Genomic DNA, 16,441 nt, shown 5'->3' on the forward strand with positions numbered 1-16,441 from the left:
CGTCTCACCCGTCGTGCGCGGTTCCCGACGTCCCGGTGGGGGAGTGCGCGGGAACGGCGCACGGCATGATCGGGCGGACCGGGTAGTGTCGGCGGCTGCGTCGTTGTGGCCGGTCGCGGCTGCTGTCGGAAGGAACGGGCCTGAACACCGCGCTTGCTGAGACCTTGTCGGTGGCCCTGCTGGTACTGGTGCTGGCCGGTGCGGTCGTACGCCCCTTCGGCTGGCCGGAGGCGGTGGTGGCGGTCCCCGCCGCCGCCGTGGTGATCGGCACCGGAGCGATCTCGCTGGAGCACGCCCAGGCGGAGGCCGAGCGGCTGGGGCCGGTGATCGGGTTCTTGGCGGCGGTGCTCGTGCTGGCCCAGCTCTGCGACGACGAGGGCCTGTTCAAGGCGTGCGGAGCCTGGATGGCGCGCAGCGCGAGGGGCCAACCGCGCCGGCTGCTGGTGCAGGTGTTCGCGGGTGCCTCGGCGATCACGGCGGTGCTGAGCCTGGATGCCACGGTGGTGCTGCTGACCCCGGTGGTGTTCGCCACCGCCGCACGGCTGGGCGCGCGGCCCAAGCCGCACGTGTACGCCTGCACCCATCTGTCGAATACGGCCTCACTGCTGCTGCCGGTGTCCAACCTGACGAACCTGCTGGCCTTCGCGGCAAGCGGGCTGAGCTTCACCCGGTTCGCCGGGCTCATGGCGCTGCCGTGGCTGGCCGCGATCGCCGCCGAGTACGCGGTGTTCCGTTACTTCTTCGCCACCGACCTGGACACCGGGGCACAAGCCCCGGTCGCCGCCGAGCCGCTCAAGGTACCCGTGTTCGCGCTGGTCACGGTGGCCTGCACGCTGGCGGGGTTCGTACTCACCTCCGCCGTCGGGATCAACCCGGCGTGGGCGGCGTTCGCGGGCGCACTCGTCCTCGCCGTCCGGGCCCTGACCCGGCGCCGCACCACCCCGGCCGCGCTGGTGCGTTCCGCTTCGCTGCCGTTCCTCGCGTTCGTCCTCGCCCTGGGCATCGTGGTACGCGCGGTGGTCGACAACGGCCTCGACACGGCCCTGGGCCGGCTGATCCCGGACGGCACCGGGCTGGGCGCACTGCTCGGCATCGCAGTCCTGGCCGCCGTGCTGGCCAACGTCATCAACAACCTGCCCGCCGTCCTGGTCCTGCTGCCGCTGACCGCACCGTCCGGTCCCGGCGCCGTCCTCGCCGTGCTGCTCGGAGTGAACGTCGGCCCCAACCTCACCTACGCCGGCTCGCTGGCCACCCTGCTGTGGCGGCGTATCGTGCAGGCCCACGACACTGAGGTGGACCTGCGGGAGTTCACCCGGCTCGGACTCCTCGCCGTACCCGCGAGCCTGCTGCTCGCCGTGCCGGCCCTGTGGGCCTCACTGGCCGTGATCGGAGGAGGCTGACGCGATGGCCGTCGTCGTCTGGATCGTCGAAGGCACCTGGTCCACCTGCGTGGACGCCGCCCGCGCCCACGCCCCCGACGGCACCGAGATCGTCCTGCTCCACGTCAGCCCGCCGGACGTCCCCGGCGCCGCACATGGCGCGTTCGCGGGGCTGCTCGGCCGCGGCCACCCCGAACGCGACCCCGGCACGGCACTGGAACACCTCGCCGCCGCCTCCGCCGAGGAACTCCTCACCCACGCGGCCGAACGGCTGGGACGCCCATGTACCCCCGTGGAGCGCACGGGACGCGTCGAACGGGAAGTGGTGGCCGTCGCGGAAGGCGCCGACCTGCTCATCCTCGCCCGCGACGGCGACCGCACCCACCTGGGACCGCGCAGCCTCGGCCCCGCCAGCCGCTTCATCGTCGACCACGCCCCCTGCCCCGTCCTGCTCGTGTGGCCCGAGACCGCTCCCGATGTCGCCACCATCCCGCCCCCGCCGCCGCACCCGCCCCACCATCCGTAGGTCCCGAACGCCACAGCACCAACCGTCGACGTGCCCTGAGGGCCTCGCGGCCGGCCCGCCATGTGCCCAGTGGGCCCCGGTAGCTGGAGCGGACTACTCCAGCACGTCGATCCTGCCTGCTTGCGAGTGAACGGCAGAGCTTGATGCTCGCGCCGGACCCGGCTGGAAGATCCGGCCCGTTAGGTTGCTCCCGTGCCGCTGAGCTGTGCATTCGTGAACCTCAAGCCCGGAGTCGGCAAGACGACCAGTGCCGTATGGCTGGCTCACGCCCTCCATGAGTCGGGCTACTCGCCGCTCTTCGTCGACGGCGATCCAGCCTCCTCCGCGCTGCGCTGGAGCGAGTTGGCGGACGGCTTTCCGTTCCCTGTCATCGCCCTGCCCGTGGGAGACGTGCACCGCCGTGTGAACGACTTCCTGGGCAGCAGACAGGCCGTGGTGCTCGACGCGCCCCAGTTGGAGGACCATCCGCGCATCGCCCGCAGCATCATGAAGTACGCGGGCGAGTGGATCATCCCCGTGACCCCCGCGCCCATCGAACTGGACCGGATGGCACCCATCCGGTCCGAGATGGACGAGGTGCAGTCCCTGCGTGCCGAGCCGGCCCGAGCCGTGGTCCTGCTGAATCGCACCAACCGTCCCGATGCCACGCGTACCGGCCCCGACGCCGACGCTCGTGAGGCACTCACCGAATGGGGCTTCACGGTGCTGGCCACCCAGATCGCACGGCTCGACCTGTATGCCCAGTCGTTCGGAAGTCCGGTCCGAGCCAAAGGCTCGGCGTTCATGGACCTCGCCGAGGAACTCATCAAGCGTCAGGAAGCCGAATGACGGAGCGCAAGGACCGGTACCGCGCGGCACTGGAGCGCGGAGGGGAAAGCGCTGCCCGGCCTTCCGCTGCCCGGCCCGCGAGGGTCACCACGCTGCAGAGCAGGTACGTCAGCGTGACCATCGAAGTGGACCCGGATCTGGAGAAGTCCGTGACGCGATGGGTCGGGCCGCCACTCTCCGCGCTGGTACTCGCCGGCACGAACGTCCTGCGGGTCGTCGTCGACACCGCCGCCAGGATGCCCCTTCTCGCGGGCCGTGCCCGTTCCTGACGACCGCCGCCGCTAGAGTCCGAGGCACCGCTCGGGACCGAGGCCGCAAGCTCACCGTCTCAGTGCCGCTGGTACGCGGCGAGGAGGAAGAGCCAGATCTCGCTGACCGTCGGGAAGCAGGCGACCGCGTGCCTCAGACGCTTGAGCGGGACCTCGCCGGCGACTGCCACCGTCGCCGAGTGCAGGAGTTCGCTGACCCCGGGCCCGACGAAGGTGACACCGAGCAGGACGTCCCGGTCGAGGTCGACGACCATCCGGGCATGGCCCCGGTAGCCGTCGGCGAAGAGGTTGGCACCTTGGGCGGCGTTGAAGTCGACATCGACGGTCCTGGCGCGGTAGCCGGCGCGGGCCGCCTGGTCGGAGCTCAGGCCCACGGCGGCCGCTTCGGGGTCGGTGAAGAAGACCTGGGGTACGGCGTGCTGGTCGGCGGTGGTGGCGTGGTCGCCCCAAGCGGCGTCGTCGAGCGGCCGGCCGGCGGCGCGGGCGGCGATCGCGTCGCCCGCCGTCCGGCCCTGGTACTTGCCCTGGTGCGTGAGGAGCGCCCGGTGGTTGACGTCACCCAGGGCGTACAGCCACTCGCCTTCGACGCCTTCGACTAGGCATGTGGTGTCCACGTCGAGCCAGGAGCCGGGGGCGAGGCCGACCGTGTCGAGGCCGATGTCGTCGGTGAGGGGAGCCCGGCCCGTGGCGAACATGACCTCGTCGGCCTCCAGTTCGCCGCCGTCATCGAGGGTGAGGCCGACCGGCCCAGCGGGGTCCGGCCGGCGCAGGGCGGTCACCTGGGCGCCGATCCGCACGTCAACACCCGCCTCGGTGAGGCCGCGTTCGACCAGCTCGCCCGCAAAGGGTTCCATACGGGGCAGCAGGGCGCGGCGGGCGAGCAGGGTGACCTGTGAGCCCAGGCCCTGCCAGAGGGTGGCCATCTCCACGCCGACCCCGCCGCCGCCGATGACGACGAGCCGTGGGGGCACCGTGCTGGAGTCGGTGCCGTGCCGGTTGGTCCAGGGCCGGGCCTGCTCGATGCCCGGGATGTCGGGGAGCAGGGGCCGGCTGCCGGTGGCGATGGCCACCGCGTGCCGGGCGGTGAGGGTCAGGCGCACGCCGTCGCCCCGGGTGACGGTGACGCGGCGGGGGCCGTCGATCCTGCCGTGGCCGCGGAACAGGTCGGCTCCGATGGACTTCACCCACCGCGCCTGTCCGCTGTCGTCCCAGTTGGTGACGTAGCGATCGCGGCGGGAGAAGACACGGTCCGTGTCGAGCCGGCCGGTGACGGCCTCCCGGGCGCCGTCGACCCGGCGGGCGTCGGCAACGGCGATGACCGGCCGGAGCAACGCCTTGCTGGGCACACAGGCCCAGTATGAGCATTCCCCGCCGACGAGTTCCCGCTCCACCACGGCCACGCTGAGGCCGCCCCCGCGCGCGTGGTCCGCGACGTTCTGGCCGACCGGACCGGCACCGAGCACGATCACGTCGTAGATGCCGTTTTCCTGTGGTTCATGCACCTCGCTCATGGTTTGTTTCCTACCATGAGCGGCGATGGCGCATTCGCTCAAGGACATGCTCGTCGCCGCTGGTCCGGCCCGGGCGGTCACGTTCGAGGTCCGGCCGCACTCTTGCTCTACAATTGCAAGTGACCTGCGATTGGGGACAGTGATGAAGCGCCGTGACCTTGGCACGTCACCCTGTCCCATCGACCGTTCGCTGTCCGAGGTCGGCGACACCTGGACGCTTCAGATCCTCCGTGACGCCATGCACGGCGTCACGCGGTTCACGGACTTCAACAAGCGCATCGGCCTCGCCTCCAACATCCTGTCCGCCCGACTGCAGAAACTCGTGGCGGTCGGGATCTTCGAGATCCAGGATTCGGCACTCGGCAATTCCCACGAGTACGTCCTCACCGAGAAGGGGCGGGACTTCCACGCCGTGCTCTCGGCCCTGCGCCAGTGGGGCCAGAGGCACCTGTTCGAGGACGACGAGCAGATGACCCGTGTCATCGACGCCCGCACCGGTCAGCCACCCCGGCACATCTCGCTCACCGCCGAGGACGGCAGGGAACTGTCGCCCGAGGACATGCTCCTCGTCCGCTCGCGCGCCGCGGACCCCATCGAGGCTGCCGTCCCGATCGACACTCCTCATCGCCGAAAGGCCTGACCCGCGGCCCGTGTCGACGCCTGGTCCGGACGAGCGGCCATCAGTGCCTCCACGAGACGGACAGAAGCGATCGAGCAAGCCGAGCGCCTGTTCGTGAAGTGGCTGATTCGGAGCGGGTGCTGGAGTGGGCCCTCTAGGGTGCGTGGCCGTGACAGTCTTTTCAGGTGGATCGCCGCTGTGGCGTGATCAGCAGTTCGTCCTGCTCATCTCCGCGCGGGTCGTCTCCGTGTTGGGCAACGGCTTCGCGCGGGTGGCGCTGGCGTTCGCGGTGCTCGCGCTTCCGGGAGCCGGCCCGGGGCGGTTGTCGCTGGTCCTGGCCTGTCAGGCGGTGCCGCAGCTGGTGTTCATTCTGGCCGGTGGGGTGATCGCGGACCGGATGTCGCGGTCGAAGCTGATGGTTGTGGCGGATGTTCTCGGCGCCGGGGCGTATGCGGGGCTGGCCGCGATGGTGCTGACGGGTCATGCGCCGCTGACGGTGATGTGCTTGCTGGCGGTGGTGGCCGGAACGGCGACGGCCGTGTTCGCTCCGGCGATGGACGGCATGGTGCCGCTGGTCGTGCCCGCCGAACGGTTGCAGCAGGCCAACGGCCTGCTGAGGGTGAGCATCAACAGCTCCATGCTGTTCGGGCTGGCGTTGTCCGGAGTGACGGTGGCGCTGGTCGGTGCCGGCTGGGCGCTCGCGCTCAACGCCGCGTCCTTCGTGGTGAGTGCGGCGCTCACGGCCCGGCTGCGCGTGAGCGCCCGGCCACGCAGGAAGACGTCGGGCTGGGCCGATCTGCGGGAGGGATGGCGGGAGTTCGCCTCGCGGCAATGGCTGTGGGTGGTGGTGGCGCAGTACGCGATCGTGGTCGCCGCTCTCAACGCGAACGTCGGGGTCCTCGGCCCCGTGACGGCAGAGGAGCACCTCGGCGGCGCACGGGCCTGGTCGGTCATCGTGGCCGCGCAAGCCGTGGGCACTATCGCGGGCGCGGGGTTCGCCGCCCGCGTGCGGGTGAAGCGTCCCGTACTGGTGGCCGTCCTGTGCACGTTTCCAGCCGCCGTACCGATCGCTCTGCTCAGCGCCGAAGCCCCGGTATGGCTGATCGCCGTGGCCATGTTCTGCGCCGGGATCGCGGGGGACGTCTTCGGCGTGCTGTGGGCCACCACCATTCAGAGGGAGATTCCGGAGGAAGCCCTTTCCCGCGTCAGCTCCTACGACTGGTTCGGGTCCCTGGCCCTCGCCCCACTCGGCCTGCTCGTCGCCGGACCCGTCGCCGACAGCGTGGGCACCAGCACCGCCCTCGCCGGCTGTGCAGCCCTGGTCGTCCTGGCCAGCGCGGCGGCGTTGCTCGCACCACAGGTACGCAACCTGCGGGCCGCTGGGGAGCCGGTCTCCGGGGACGAGGCACTTTCGACGGAGGCCTCGAAAGCCCCGGAGCATGCGGTCGGCGAGCAAGCGACCGGCTGACGCGGATCTCGCCGGGCTTTAGCTGCCGGAGCCGGAGCCGGAGCCGGAGCCGGAGCCGGAGCCGGAGCCGGCCGCGGGCAGCTGGGCCGCCATCGCGTCCTGACCCTGCGCGAGCCCGGACGCCTGCGGGCGGGTGGGCGTGGCGGTGGCCCGGTCCTCGGAGGAGGCGATCACCGTCGAAGCCGTGACCGTGGGCGTACGGACCGTGGCTGCGGAGACGGTGGCCAGCAGTGCGAGGACGATCACCACGGCGCCGTAGATCGTCGTCGTGGCGTGCAGGCCGAGGGACGGTACGGCGACTCCGGCGAGCACGGCGGGGACGCTGAAGGCCAGGTAACTGACGATGTAGACGGTGGCGAACAGCTTGGCTCGTTCCGTGGGGCCGGCCAATGCCGCCAGCGAGCTGAAGGCGCTCAGGAAGGAGCTGCCGAAGCCGGCGCCGGCGAGGGCGGTCGCGACGAAGAACAGCGGCGTCGAGGGGCCCGCCAGGGCGAGCAGGGTGAGACCGGTCCCGGCGGCGAGAGCCACGGTCCCGAAGGCCAGCACCCGCCGCGGCGCCCGGTTGCGCACGACCAGCGATGCGACGGCTCCCGCGCCGAAGAGGGTGGTGACCACCAGGCCGCCGACCAGATGGTTGTCGATGCGCAGGACCTCTGTGGTCAGCGAGGGGCCCAGCGAGAGGTGGAGACCGCCCAGCGCCCAGGTGGCGACGAAGCTGGGTACGGCCGTCAGGAAGGTCCTGCGGGCCTGGGGCGGCACGGCGACCCGCGGACGCAGTGATGCCAAGGCACCCGGCCTGGGTGTGACCGGCTCCGGAAGGAAGAACACCGCGGCGGCCAGCAGCACGAAGACCGCGGTGAACAGGGCGAAGACCAGCGCGGTGGGGGCCGGGGCGTACTGCACCAGCAGTCCGGTGCCCAGCGCCCCGGCGGCGAGGCCGACGGCCGGTGTCACGGTGTTCAGGAGGGGCCCCAGGGGCGAGGTGGGCGAGGGTTGCAGATCCAGCAGCCCGGCGCTGATGGCGCCGACCGCGGCGCCGGTCGCCAGGCCCTGCAGGACGCGCGCCAGCAACAGCGGCCCGACGCCGTCGGCGGTGAGGAAGACGATCATGGACGCGGCCTCGACGATCAGCGCCGCAGCGAGCACGGGCCGCCTGCCGATGTGGTCGGACAGTCCTCCGACGATCAGCAGCGCGATCAGAAGGGCCAGGACGTAGACCGCGAAGATCATGGTGAGCACGGTCGCCGAGAAGCCCCAGCGCTGCTGGTAGACCACGTAGAGCGGGGACGGGGCGGCGGACGCGGCCAGGATCGCGAGCAGTGCGACGGCCAGTAGCCAGAAGCCGACCGGGCGCGGTATTCGCCTCACCGGGTGCCTGACGTGCATAAGCGGTTACCCCTTCAACCCATCACGCTTGCAATTTGCAAGTAGTGTCGACAAGCTTGCCCGCTTAGCTTGCGAATTGCAAGTGAGGTGGAAGGGTGCAGGCCACGGGCATCGACGGCGGCCATCGGTCTGGTTCCGGCGGTGCTGCCGCTGGGGCCGGTAGGCATCGGAGCCTTGTGCAGGTGTCGACTCGTCGGGGCGGCATGCGACGATCGCGGCGTGGAGATCCCTGGCCCTTTGTTCCGCCGGCGTCTGCTGATCGAGTCGTTGATCGTGCTGGCGGCTGATTCCGGGCCCCAGGTGTCCTGGCTGGTCGCGCATGGCGTGATGCCGGATGAGATCGCCTTGGACTTCGATCACGCCTTCGGCATGGCCGAGGCCCTGGTTGCCGACGGGCAGCTCACCCGCGATGTTCTGCCCGATCTGCGGGAGATCGATGAGGTCCTCAGCTCGATGAGCGGTGCGGAGCACGCTGGTCGATGGACAACCGGTGCCCTGGACACCGACGAAGGATGGGCTCTGGCCCGAGGGTTGGCTCGCCGGGTCCTGGTTGCGGAGCTGGGGGAGTGGCAGCATCCCCTTCCGGAGATCGTTGTCATCCGGTGACGGACCCCGGAGCTCTCGCTCGTGAGACGAACCGGCCGTTCACGGAAATGGACACCGCAGTGCCCAGGCGGCGGAGGAGAAGAGTCGTCGGGTGACCGGCTGTGCTTGGCTCGGTTGGCGTGAGAATCTCAACCGAACGTGATCCGTTGATTTCTGCTGGTCAGGCATGGTGTAGCTCGGAGTGCAGCTGGGCCTTGACGCGACGTCGGCGAAGGTCGAGGGGCTGCGGTCGAAAGCCCGGCGCCTGGCGGAGCGCGGGTGGCTCCTCCTGGAGGCGTCGGGGGCATTCAGTGCCGGTCGATGGCCCGAGGCCGCGCCAGACGCCGGCTCATCCGCGTGACCATCGACCACCGGGTCATCATGGGACCGCACCCCCGAGCTACCAGGCGGCCCTGCTTCCACGCGCGGAAACCGCCGCAGTCACCCGATCGAGACTCCCGTTCAACCGACAGCCTTCGAGATCGGTACGGGTGACAACCACCTACGTGCCGGGATGCTGCGGCAGGGCGAGCCAGTCCGACCAGGAGATCTCACGGCCGAGGAAGCGCGGCTGCTCGAACGGCCAGTCGGCGGCGATCCACTGCGGCACCAGCGCGTCGAGGGCCTGCTCGACCTTGCTGCCCACCAGCTCGTCCACCACCCACCAGGAGATCTCGCCGTCCGCGCCGGCCCTCTCCGGCGGGTCGATGTAGACACAGCCGAGCAGAACTGTCTCCGCCGCGTCGAACAGCGCGTAGTTGAAGGACTGGTGCGCGGCGATCTCCTTCTCGTGCCGCAAAAGGTCGGCCTGGTCGGCCTCGTAGGTCATGGTGTCCGCGGGCCAGCCCCAGGCCGGGCCGAAGATGGTCCACAGCCGCTCGCGCGAACCCATTACAGCCGGATAGTCGAGCGGGGTGTCCACCTCCCGGATCGGCCGCAGGTGATGACCACCGCCCGGCAGCGGTACCAGGACGGGGTGGACGAAGTCATCGGGAAGCCAGCTCATGGCGCCCGACCGTAGCAGCGCGCGGCCGTCCGCTCCCCTGGATTTTCCCCGCATACCGCCAGGCTCTGCTCTCATGCCGGGCGAGGCCCGCGAGCACCCGATCGAGATTCCCGTTCGGCAACGGCTTCTGAGGTCAGGGCGGGGTGAGGGACTGTTCGGTCCAGATGGTTTTCCCTGTCGCGGTGTGGCGGGTTCCCCAGTGCTGGGTGAGTTGGTGGATGAGGTAGAGACCGCGGCCGTTCTCGTCATTGGGATGGGCGTGCTGGAGGTGGGGGGTGGTGTGGCTGGTGTCGTGGAGTTCGGTGATGAGGGTGCCGGTGTTGTGAATGAGGCGGAGCTGGATGGGGGGCTTGCCGTAGCGGATGGCGTTGGTGACGAGTTCGCTGACGATGAGTTCGGTGGTGGACGTGTGGTGGCTGAGGTTCCAGGCGGTGAGTTGGGTCGTGGCGTGGTGGCGGGCGCGGGCGACGGTGGCGGGGTGGAAGGGGAGGTCGAAAGTGGCGATGCGATGGGTGGGGAGGGTCTTGGTACGGGCGACGAGGAGGGCGATGTCGTCGGTGGGAGGGTGGGTGAGAAGGGTGGTGAGGATGCGGTCACAGGTGGTGTCGAGGGAGGGACTGGGTTGGGCGAGCGCGACGAGGAGGGAGCTGAGGGTTTCATCGGGGTCGGTGTACTGAGGGTTGAGCAGGCCATTGGTGTAGAAGGCGAGGAGGGTGCCTTCGGGGAGTTGGGTGGTGGCGCTTTCGAAGGGCGGTGTGCCCAGGCCGAGGGGTGGGCCGGCGGGGAGGTCGAGGAAATAGGCATGGCCGTTGGGGTCGACGGCGGCAGGTGGGGGGTGGCCGGCGCGGGCGAGAGTGCAGATGCGGGAGATGGGGTCGTAGATGGCATAGAGGCAGGTGGTGCCCGTGCCGCTGGTGGTGTCGGTTTCCTCGGTGGTGAGGTGGGTGACGAGGTCGTCGAGGCGGGTGAGGAGTTCGTCGGGCTGGAGGTCGACGTCGGCGAGGGTGCGGACGGCGGTGCGGAGGCGGCCCATGGTGGCGGAGGCCCGGATGCCGTGGCCCGGGACATCGCCGACGACGAGAGCGACGCGTGTGCCGGAGAGGGGGATGACGTCGAACCAGTCGCCGCCGACGCCGGCTTCGGTGTGGGCGGGGAGGTATCGGGAGGCGATGTCGAGGGCGTTCTGGTCGGGGAGGGTGTGGGGGAGGAGGCTGCGTTGCAGGGTCATGGTGGTGGTGCGCTGGCGGGGGTGGCGCGCGATGTCAGGCTCGGCGGTGTGCGTGCCGCTGTCGTTCATGACGTGCATCTGCTGGTGGTGTGAAGGGTGTTCGTGGCTCGGGTGATGGGTGGCCAGGCACAGAGCACGGGTGTGGCCGCGGGGGTCTTTCAGGGGGGTGAGGGTGGCGGGCGGGCAGGGATCGGTGCCGTCCGCTGCCGGGAGGGGGGTGTGGGCCTGCTGAGGGTGGCCGGTCCGAAGCGCCAGACGCATGGTGTGTTCGGTCTCCTCGGCGGCCGGGCCGGGGGCGATGTCGGTCAGGCGGAGTCCGCGTATCTGGTCCTGGGTGCGGGACAGGGCGTCCTGCATGCCGGTGTTGGCGCGGATCAGACGCAGGTCCGTGTCGAAGATGGCCTGGAGGCACGGTGACTGCGTGAACGCCCACTCCCCGAGCAGTTCCTCCCCGAGAGCCCCTTCCCCGGCCATCTCCTCCCCGGCTGCCTCTCGCGAGTCGTCCTGGCGAGCCTGGGCGCCGGGAGCTGTGGTGCTGGGTGCGTCGGTCTCGGCTATCGGGCGATCGGGGGACTGGTCGGTGGGGCCTGCCGTGGTGGCGGTCACGAGCCATTCGGTGATGCCGCCGGTGGTGGTACGGCGGTGTGCGTGCACGGGGAGCGGGAGGGCATGCCCGTCGTGGTGCCGCAGGGTCAGTGTGCCCGTGAGATGGTCCTGCCCCGGCATGGGGGGAGCCGTGGGGGCGGAGGTGTCGGCCAGGAGCTGGGTGGCGGGCCGGCCCATGATGTGCGCGGCGTTGTAGCCCAGGAGGTGCCGGGCTTCCTGGCTCCAGCCGGTGATGATTCCCTGCTCGCTGATGGTGGCCGTGGCTGTGGGGGGAGGCTCGGTCCTGGAGCCGTCGCCGGTGGGCTGGTCCAGAGGGTCACCGAGGGCTGGGGTGGCGGGCGGTTCCGGCGTGTCGGGCCGTTCGCCGGGAGTGGGAGGTAGCTCCATGGCCGGTCATCTCACCCTCGCGTGTTCCGTGGCTCCCGCTGTACGTGGGGGATGCGCAGGGTCGGGGTTCTTGTCACAAGCATGATCCTGCGGCGCGTGGAGTACCAGCGCGGCGGTGGACCGGGCTCGCCGGTCGCCCACTGGGCGGCGCGCCGGCTCGTCGGCTCGACGGGGTTCGAGTGCCTCATCACCTTGCGGTGCTGCTCGCGGTCGCGCGGGGCGAGGGAGCCGGGGCGGTGCGGGCCGCCGGAGTGGTGGGTCGGTGGTGGGTGAGGACGTCGTCTCCGTAGAGGTCCTGGACCCAGTTGGTCTGGTAGATGGTTTCGAGGTAGCGCTCGCCGAGGTCGGGGGCGATCGCGACGGCGGTGGGGCTGTCGCCGGGGTGGCGGGCGAGCCAGTCCATGGCGCCGCTGACGACGGTGCCGGTGGAGCCGCCGAAGAGGAATCCGCGTCTGGCCAGGTGGTGGCACGTCCGGATGGTGTCGGCTTCCTCGACGCGGATCACTTCGTCGACGTAGGACGTGTCGAGCAGCGGGGGACGAACGCTGGTGCCCAGGCCAGGGATCATGCGCCGGCCGGTGGGGCCGCCGAAGGTGACCGAGCCGGCGCTGTCGACGGCCACGATGTGTACGGGGCGGTGCCACTCGCGGAAGTAGCGGGCGCAGCCCATCAGTGTGCCGGTGGTGCCGGCGCCGACGAACAGGACGTCGAGGTCGGGGAACTGCCGGGCGATCGCGGGGGCCGTGCGGCGGTAGTGGGCGAGGTGGTTGTGGGGGTTGGCGTACTGGTTGAGCCATACGTAGCGCTTGTCGGAGGCGACCCGGGCGCGGACGTGGTCGATGCGGGCGCCGAGGAAGCCGCTCTCGCCGGGTTCGGTGATGACGTGGACCTGGCTGCCGAGGGCTTCCATGAGGAGCCGGGTGGACAGGTTGCAGCGTGAGTCGGTCACGCACAGGAAGCGGTAGCCCTTGCTGGCCGCGATCATGCTCAGGGCCACGCCCAGGTTGCCGGAGGAGGACTCGATGAGGATCGAGTCCTTTGTGAGCAGGCCGTCGCGTTCGGCGGCCTCGATCATTTCGCCCGCGGCTTTGAGTTTGATGGAGCCGGCGAAGTTGAATCCTTCGCATTTGAGGAACAGCGAGTGTCCGAACATCGCCTCGAGGTCGACGTAGAGGTCGTCTTCGTTGAAGGCCTGGGGGGTGGATATGACGGGCACGGTAGTCTCCTCGTTCTTTTCGGGGTGCGTTCTCTTCTGCGCTGTTCCGGGCCGGCCCCACTCGACTCAAGGACGTGATGACGCGGGTCCCGGAGGTCGTATCCGGGTGGCCGGAGGCTTCCCTTTCAGTACGCCGGGTCCGGGCGGCACTGTCATGCCACCGGAATTCGGGACTTGACACCCGCCGCCATTGCGGATAAAGAAATGCCGCTGTGCCTGCTTCTTCGCCTGTGCGGGCAGGCGGCGGTCGCCCGGATAACGGGGCCGTGCACGGTCGTGCGGTGGCTGTCGGGGACTGTCCAGCAGTGAGCCGTGGCGGCGAGGCGCAGGGCGGCGTGGGTCCCGCACTCGGAGATCCAGAGCCAGGAATCCGAAAGCCGGGGATCCGATAATGGGAAATCTTCCGGCCTGGACGGCGGCGGTTTTGAGCAGGGCTTGTCTGTGGCGTCAAGTTCCGAATTTCAGGGGCAGGACAGGGGCTCTCCCGTCCGGCCTACTGGAGGAGCGTTCGGTACCAAGAGCCGTGGCGGTTTCTAGAGTGACGGCTGCTTACGCCCCGTGCGGGTCATGGCGGGGTCCGGACGATGCAAGGCAATCCGACAGTGGACCGCACAGACTGCAGGTGGAAGACCCATGTTCTCGTTGCTTTACAAAAGGGCAAGGGCCTATGGCCTTGATGTTTCAGGGTGGCATGTTCCGGCTGGTTCCCTACGGCGCCTCCGGATAAGGGCCGCACGGGCTGCACGGGCCGTATCCAACTGGCGCATCTTCGGAGGGCTGCCGTGCTGAGCGATATCGCAGGATCCCGGCGGCGCCCGGGGCGACAGCAGCCGGCAGGCCCCCCGGGTGCGCCGGGTGCCGCGGACGCTGCGGGCGCCCGCGCCGAGTCGCTGATGGCCGAAGTGCTGGCCGGGGTGCTCGGGGTCGAGGAGGTGCCGGTCAAAGGTGACTCTTCACCGAGCTGGGCGCTGATTCCTTGGTCATGGCCCGGTTCTGCGCGCGGGTCAGGGAACGCGACGATCTACCGACGGTGTCGATGACGGACGTCTACCGGCATCCCACGGTCCGGAGCCTGGCGGCCGCGTTCACGGACGCCACCTCCACCCCCGGCCCCACCCCGGCTCCGGCACCGGCATCGGTTCCTGCCTCGCCGGCGGTCCCGGCGCAGGCCGAGGCACCGTCCGGAGAGGTGTCATGCGCATCCTCCGCCTCGCCCGAGCCGTCGCCGGAGCCGCTGTCGGGGTCACCGGACGAGCCGGGGCCGGCGGCCAGGGCACGGTCCGGGGCCCGTGTGCCCGATGGCACGCGGGCGGTAATGCCCGGCACATGGCAGTCACCCTGCTGTTCGGGGACACCTCGGCGATCGTGCACTACCTGCGCCACCTCGGCTACGACCTGCGCCGTGTCGAGCAGACCGGGTCGAACTTCGGTTCGCTGGTCAAGCACGACACCCCGTACCTGAGCGACGTCGGCAGCGGCACGGTCGTCGCCGACGGACTGTCGATCGTCAACGCCGACTTCTCCAGCACGTCCTTCCGACTGTCCCGGCCCTCGACGAGAACTGCCTGCTCGCGACCAAGGTGATGGTTCCCATCGACGGACCGGTGCGCGAGGGTGTGGGCCTGCTGAAATCACCGGCCTTCGAGATCCCCCGCACGGTGCTGCGCGACACCCGGTTGGGCCACCTCTCCGGCGCGGAGCTGCGCGGCCGTCTGACCGCCAAGAACCGGCACAATGCCGTCACGGCACGGCGGACCTGAAGCCACTCGCCTGCTCGATCTACGAGCCCGCCTTCTGGCAGCACGAACGCTTCTGGAAGCTGGCCTCCCACACCTACATGCAGGCCTTCAACGGCACACCTTTCAAGCCCCTCGTATGGCGGATGCTGAGGGTCCGGATCGGCCGCAGGGTCTTCGACGACGGCTGCTCCCTGATCGAGCGGACGCCCGTCACCATCGGGGACGGCTGCACGCTCAACCAGGGCAGCGTGATCCAGTGCCACTCGCAGGAGGACGGCGCCTTCAAGCGGGACGACGCCACGATCGGCGCCGGCGTGACGCTCGGGGTCGGCGCGTTCGTCCATTACGGCGTGACGGTCGGCGACCATGCGCAGCTCGCCGCTGACTCGTTCCTGATGAAGGGCGAGGAAGTTCCCTCTAACGCTCGGTGGGGCGGAAACCCGGCACGGGAAGTACGGGACAACAGGGCCCGCAACGGCCACGACGCCGCCGTCCCGGCACGCGTCACCTGAAACCACGGCAGCACACAGCACGACACACGACACGACACACGGGAGGAACGACACGATGCAACGGGATATGGACACGGACATGGGCGTGGATGTGCGGGTGGATGCGGGTCGGGAGTTCTGGCGTGGGGTGGTGGGTGGGGGTGGGTTTGCTTCGGTTCCGCGGTGGGTGTCGGCGCCGGCTGTGGTGGCGGGTGTGGGTGAGTGTGAGGTGCGGGTGCCGGGTGGGGTGGTGGCGGGGTTGCGGGGTGTGGCGGGGGAGCTGGGGGTGTCGGTGGGTTCGTTGGTGCTGGCTGTGCATGGGCGGGTGCTGGGGGTGTTGTCGGGTGAGGACGAGGTGGTGACGGGTTATGTGTCGGCGCGGGGTGGGGTGGTGCCGTGCCGGTTGTCGGGGCGGGCGGGTTCGTGGCGTGAGCTGGTGGACGGGGCGCGGTGGGTGGAGTCGGGGTTGTGGGCGCATCGGGACGTTGCGGTGGGTGTGGTGGTGGAGGAGTTGGGGTTGTCGGGGCCGTTGTTCGAGGTGGAGTTCGATCCGTCCGGTCTGGCGGGTGGGGTGACGGTCGCTGCTGGTGTCACCGGCGGTTCGGGTGGTGTGGGTGGGGTTGGTGGGTTGGTGGAGGGGTCGGTGTTGCGGGTGGGGGTGGTGGAGGACGGGCGGGGTCTGGTGGTGCGGTTGTGGTTCAGGACTGTGGTGATGGATGCGGAGGCGGCGGAGCGGGTCGCGGGGTATTACGTGGCGGGGCTGGGGCAGTTGGCGGCGGGTGTGGACGGGGTGCCGGGGTCGTTGGTGTCGGGTGGGGAGCTGGCGTTTCAGGTTCAGGGGCTGGCGGGGCGGCGGCGTGAGGTGCCGGGTGTGCGGGTGCATGAGTTGTTCGAGGGGTGGGTGCGGGAGCGTCCGGGTGCGGTGGCGGCGGTGTGGGGTGGGCGGGAGGTGTCGTACGGGGAGTTGAATGTGCGGGCGAACCGGCTGGCGCGGGCGCTGGTGGCGCGGGGGGTGGGCCGTGAGGGTGTGGTCGCGGTGGTGATGGAGCGGAATCTGGACTGGCTGGCGGCGGTGCTGGCGGTGTTCAAGGCGGGTGGGGTGTATCTGCCGGTGGAGCCGGGTTTCCCGGCGGGGCGGATCGCGGCGACGCTGGGGCGGGCGGGGTGTGGGGTGGTGCTGAGCGAGGCGGGCAGCAC

General features: G+C 70.2%; 13 protein-coding genes and 2 pseudogenes. 10 read left to right on the forward strand and 5 right to left on the reverse strand.

All coding sequences use genetic code 11. The annotated features are described in order from the left end of the window. Window positions 1–140 precede the first annotated feature (140 nt). The 4 genes from ACIQMR_RS33200 to ACIQMR_RS33215 all read left to right on the forward strand — a co-directional run bounded on the left by ACIQMR_RS33200 (window position 141) and on the right by ACIQMR_RS33215 (window position 3,002). On the forward strand, window positions 141–1,400 hold the full coding sequence (locus ACIQMR_RS33200) for an SLC13 family permease (protein WP_401395363.1): 1,260 nt from the start codon (window positions 141–143) through the stop codon (window positions 1,398–1,400). Window positions 1,401–1,404: 4 nt separating this feature from the next. Further along, window positions 1,405–1,905: a universal stress protein gene (locus ACIQMR_RS33205; protein WP_401395330.1), complete on the forward strand. Its 501-nt coding sequence runs from the start codon at window positions 1,405–1,407 to the stop codon at window positions 1,903–1,905. 213 nt (window positions 1,906–2,118) lie between these two features. Continuing rightward, window positions 2,119–2,733, forward strand: coding sequence for a hypothetical protein (locus ACIQMR_RS33210; protein ID WP_401395333.1), 615 nt, complete (start codon window positions 2,119–2,121; stop codon window positions 2,731–2,733). Next, window positions 2,730–3,002: a hypothetical protein gene (locus ACIQMR_RS33215; protein ID WP_401395336.1), complete on the forward strand. Its 273-nt coding sequence runs from the start codon at window positions 2,730–2,732 to the stop codon at window positions 3,000–3,002. Before ACIQMR_RS33210 ends, ACIQMR_RS33215 begins: the two co-directional genes overlap by 4 nt. A gap of 59 nt (window positions 3,003–3,061) precedes the next feature. Here the strand turns inward: ACIQMR_RS33215 and ACIQMR_RS33220 are convergent, their stop codons facing one another. After that, window positions 3,062–4,513 carry a dihydrolipoyl dehydrogenase family protein gene (locus ACIQMR_RS33220; protein ID WP_401395339.1) on the reverse strand — a complete coding sequence of 484 codons (1,452 nt, stop codon included), beginning with the start codon at window positions 4,511–4,513 and terminating at the stop codon, window positions 3,062–3,064. Between the two features lie 25 nt (window positions 4,514–4,538). Between ACIQMR_RS33220 and ACIQMR_RS33225 the strand changes: the two genes are divergently transcribed. Both ACIQMR_RS33225 and ACIQMR_RS33230 read left to right on the forward strand, forming a co-directional pair. Beyond that, window positions 4,539–5,153 carry a winged helix-turn-helix transcriptional regulator gene (locus ACIQMR_RS33225; RefSeq protein ID WP_401395342.1) on the forward strand — a complete coding sequence of 205 codons (615 nt, stop codon included), beginning with the start codon at window positions 4,539–4,541 and terminating at the stop codon, window positions 5,151–5,153. Between the two features lie 148 nt (window positions 5,154–5,301). Beyond that, window positions 5,302–6,600 (forward strand): MFS transporter, encoded by a 1,299-nt coding sequence (locus tag ACIQMR_RS33230; protein WP_401395344.1) that lies wholly within the window; start codon window positions 5,302–5,304, stop codon window positions 6,598–6,600. An 18-nt stretch (window positions 6,601–6,618) separates the two neighbouring features. Here ACIQMR_RS33230 and ACIQMR_RS33235 read toward each other — a convergent pair whose 3' ends face one another. After that, window positions 6,619–7,986, reverse strand: a complete 1,368-nt coding sequence (locus ACIQMR_RS33235) for an MFS transporter (RefSeq protein ID WP_401395345.1) — start codon at window positions 7,984–7,986, stop codon at window positions 6,619–6,621. Window positions 7,987–8,205: 219 nt separating this feature from the next. On the opposite strand from ACIQMR_RS33235, the gene ACIQMR_RS33240 reads away from it, so the two are divergent. Continuing rightward, on the forward strand, window positions 8,206–8,592 hold the full coding sequence (locus ACIQMR_RS33240) for a hypothetical protein (RefSeq protein ID WP_401395348.1): 387 nt from the start codon (window positions 8,206–8,208) through the stop codon (window positions 8,590–8,592). Between the two features lie 481 nt (window positions 8,593–9,073). On the opposite strand, the gene ACIQMR_RS33245 is transcribed toward ACIQMR_RS33240, so the two are convergent. The 3 genes from ACIQMR_RS33245 to sbnA form a co-directional block, all read right to left on the reverse strand. Next, window positions 9,074–9,577, reverse strand: coding sequence for an N-acetyltransferase (locus ACIQMR_RS33245; RefSeq protein WP_401395351.1), 504 nt, complete (start codon window positions 9,575–9,577; stop codon window positions 9,074–9,076). Window positions 9,578–9,710: 133 nt separating this feature from the next. Next, window positions 9,711–11,798 (reverse strand): SpoIIE family protein phosphatase, encoded by a 2,088-nt coding sequence (locus ACIQMR_RS33250; RefSeq protein WP_401395354.1) that lies wholly within the window; start codon window positions 11,796–11,798, stop codon window positions 9,711–9,713. 187 nt (window positions 11,799–11,985) lie between these two features. Continuing rightward, entirely contained in the window at window positions 11,986–13,014 is a 1,029-nt protein-coding gene (sbnA, locus tag ACIQMR_RS33255) for a 2,3-diaminopropionate biosynthesis protein SbnA (RefSeq protein WP_401395357.1), read from the reverse strand. A gap of 961 nt (window positions 13,015–13,975) precedes the next feature. On the opposite strand from sbnA, the pseudogene ACIQMR_RS33260 reads away from it, so the two are divergent. The 3 genes and pseudogenes from ACIQMR_RS33260 to ACIQMR_RS33270 all read left to right on the forward strand — a co-directional run. After that, window positions 13,976–14,086: pseudogene (locus ACIQMR_RS33260) on the forward strand (acyl carrier protein); the annotation flags it as partial. Between the two features lie 269 nt (window positions 14,087–14,355). Next, window positions 14,356–15,265: pseudogene (locus tag ACIQMR_RS33265) on the forward strand (peptide synthetase); the annotation flags it as partial. Between the two features lie 67 nt (window positions 15,266–15,332). Continuing rightward, window positions 15,333–16,441: AMP-binding protein (locus ACIQMR_RS33270; RefSeq protein WP_401395360.1), on the forward strand; the 1,109-nt coding region annotated here is incomplete at its 3' end.

It is taken from the genome of Streptomyces sp. NPDC091376 (genome assembly GCF_044757085.1).
GTDB classification, from domain to species: Bacteria; Actinomycetota; Actinomycetes; order Streptomycetales; family Streptomycetaceae; genus Streptomyces; species Streptomyces pratisoli.

Bases quoted from the DNA above. Each gene is read 5' to 3' on its own strand.
- ACIQMR_RS33205 (WP_401395330.1), top strand. From the start codon at position 1,405: ATGGCCGTCGTCGTCTGGATCGTCGAAGGCACCTGGTCCACCTGCGTG.
- ACIQMR_RS33215 (WP_401395336.1), top strand. From the start codon at position 2,730: ATGACGGAGCGCAAGGACCGGTACCGCGCGGCACTGGAGCGCGGAGGG.
- ACIQMR_RS33220 (WP_401395339.1), bottom strand. From the start codon at position 4,513: ATGAGCGAGGTGCATGAACCACAGGAAAACGGCATCTACGACGTGATC.
- ACIQMR_RS33225 (WP_401395342.1), top strand. From the start codon at position 4,539: ATGGCGCATTCGCTCAAGGACATGCTCGTCGCCGCTGGTCCGGCCCGG.
- ACIQMR_RS33235 (WP_401395345.1), bottom strand. From the start codon at position 7,986: ATGCACGTCAGGCACCCGGTGAGGCGAATACCGCGCCCGGTCGGCTTC.
- ACIQMR_RS33245 (WP_401395351.1), bottom strand. From the start codon at position 9,577: ATGAGCTGGCTTCCCGATGACTTCGTCCACCCCGTCCTGGTACCGCTG.
- ACIQMR_RS33250 (WP_401395354.1), bottom strand. From the start codon at position 11,798: ATGGAGCTACCTCCCACTCCCGGCGAACGGCCCGACACGCCGGAACCG.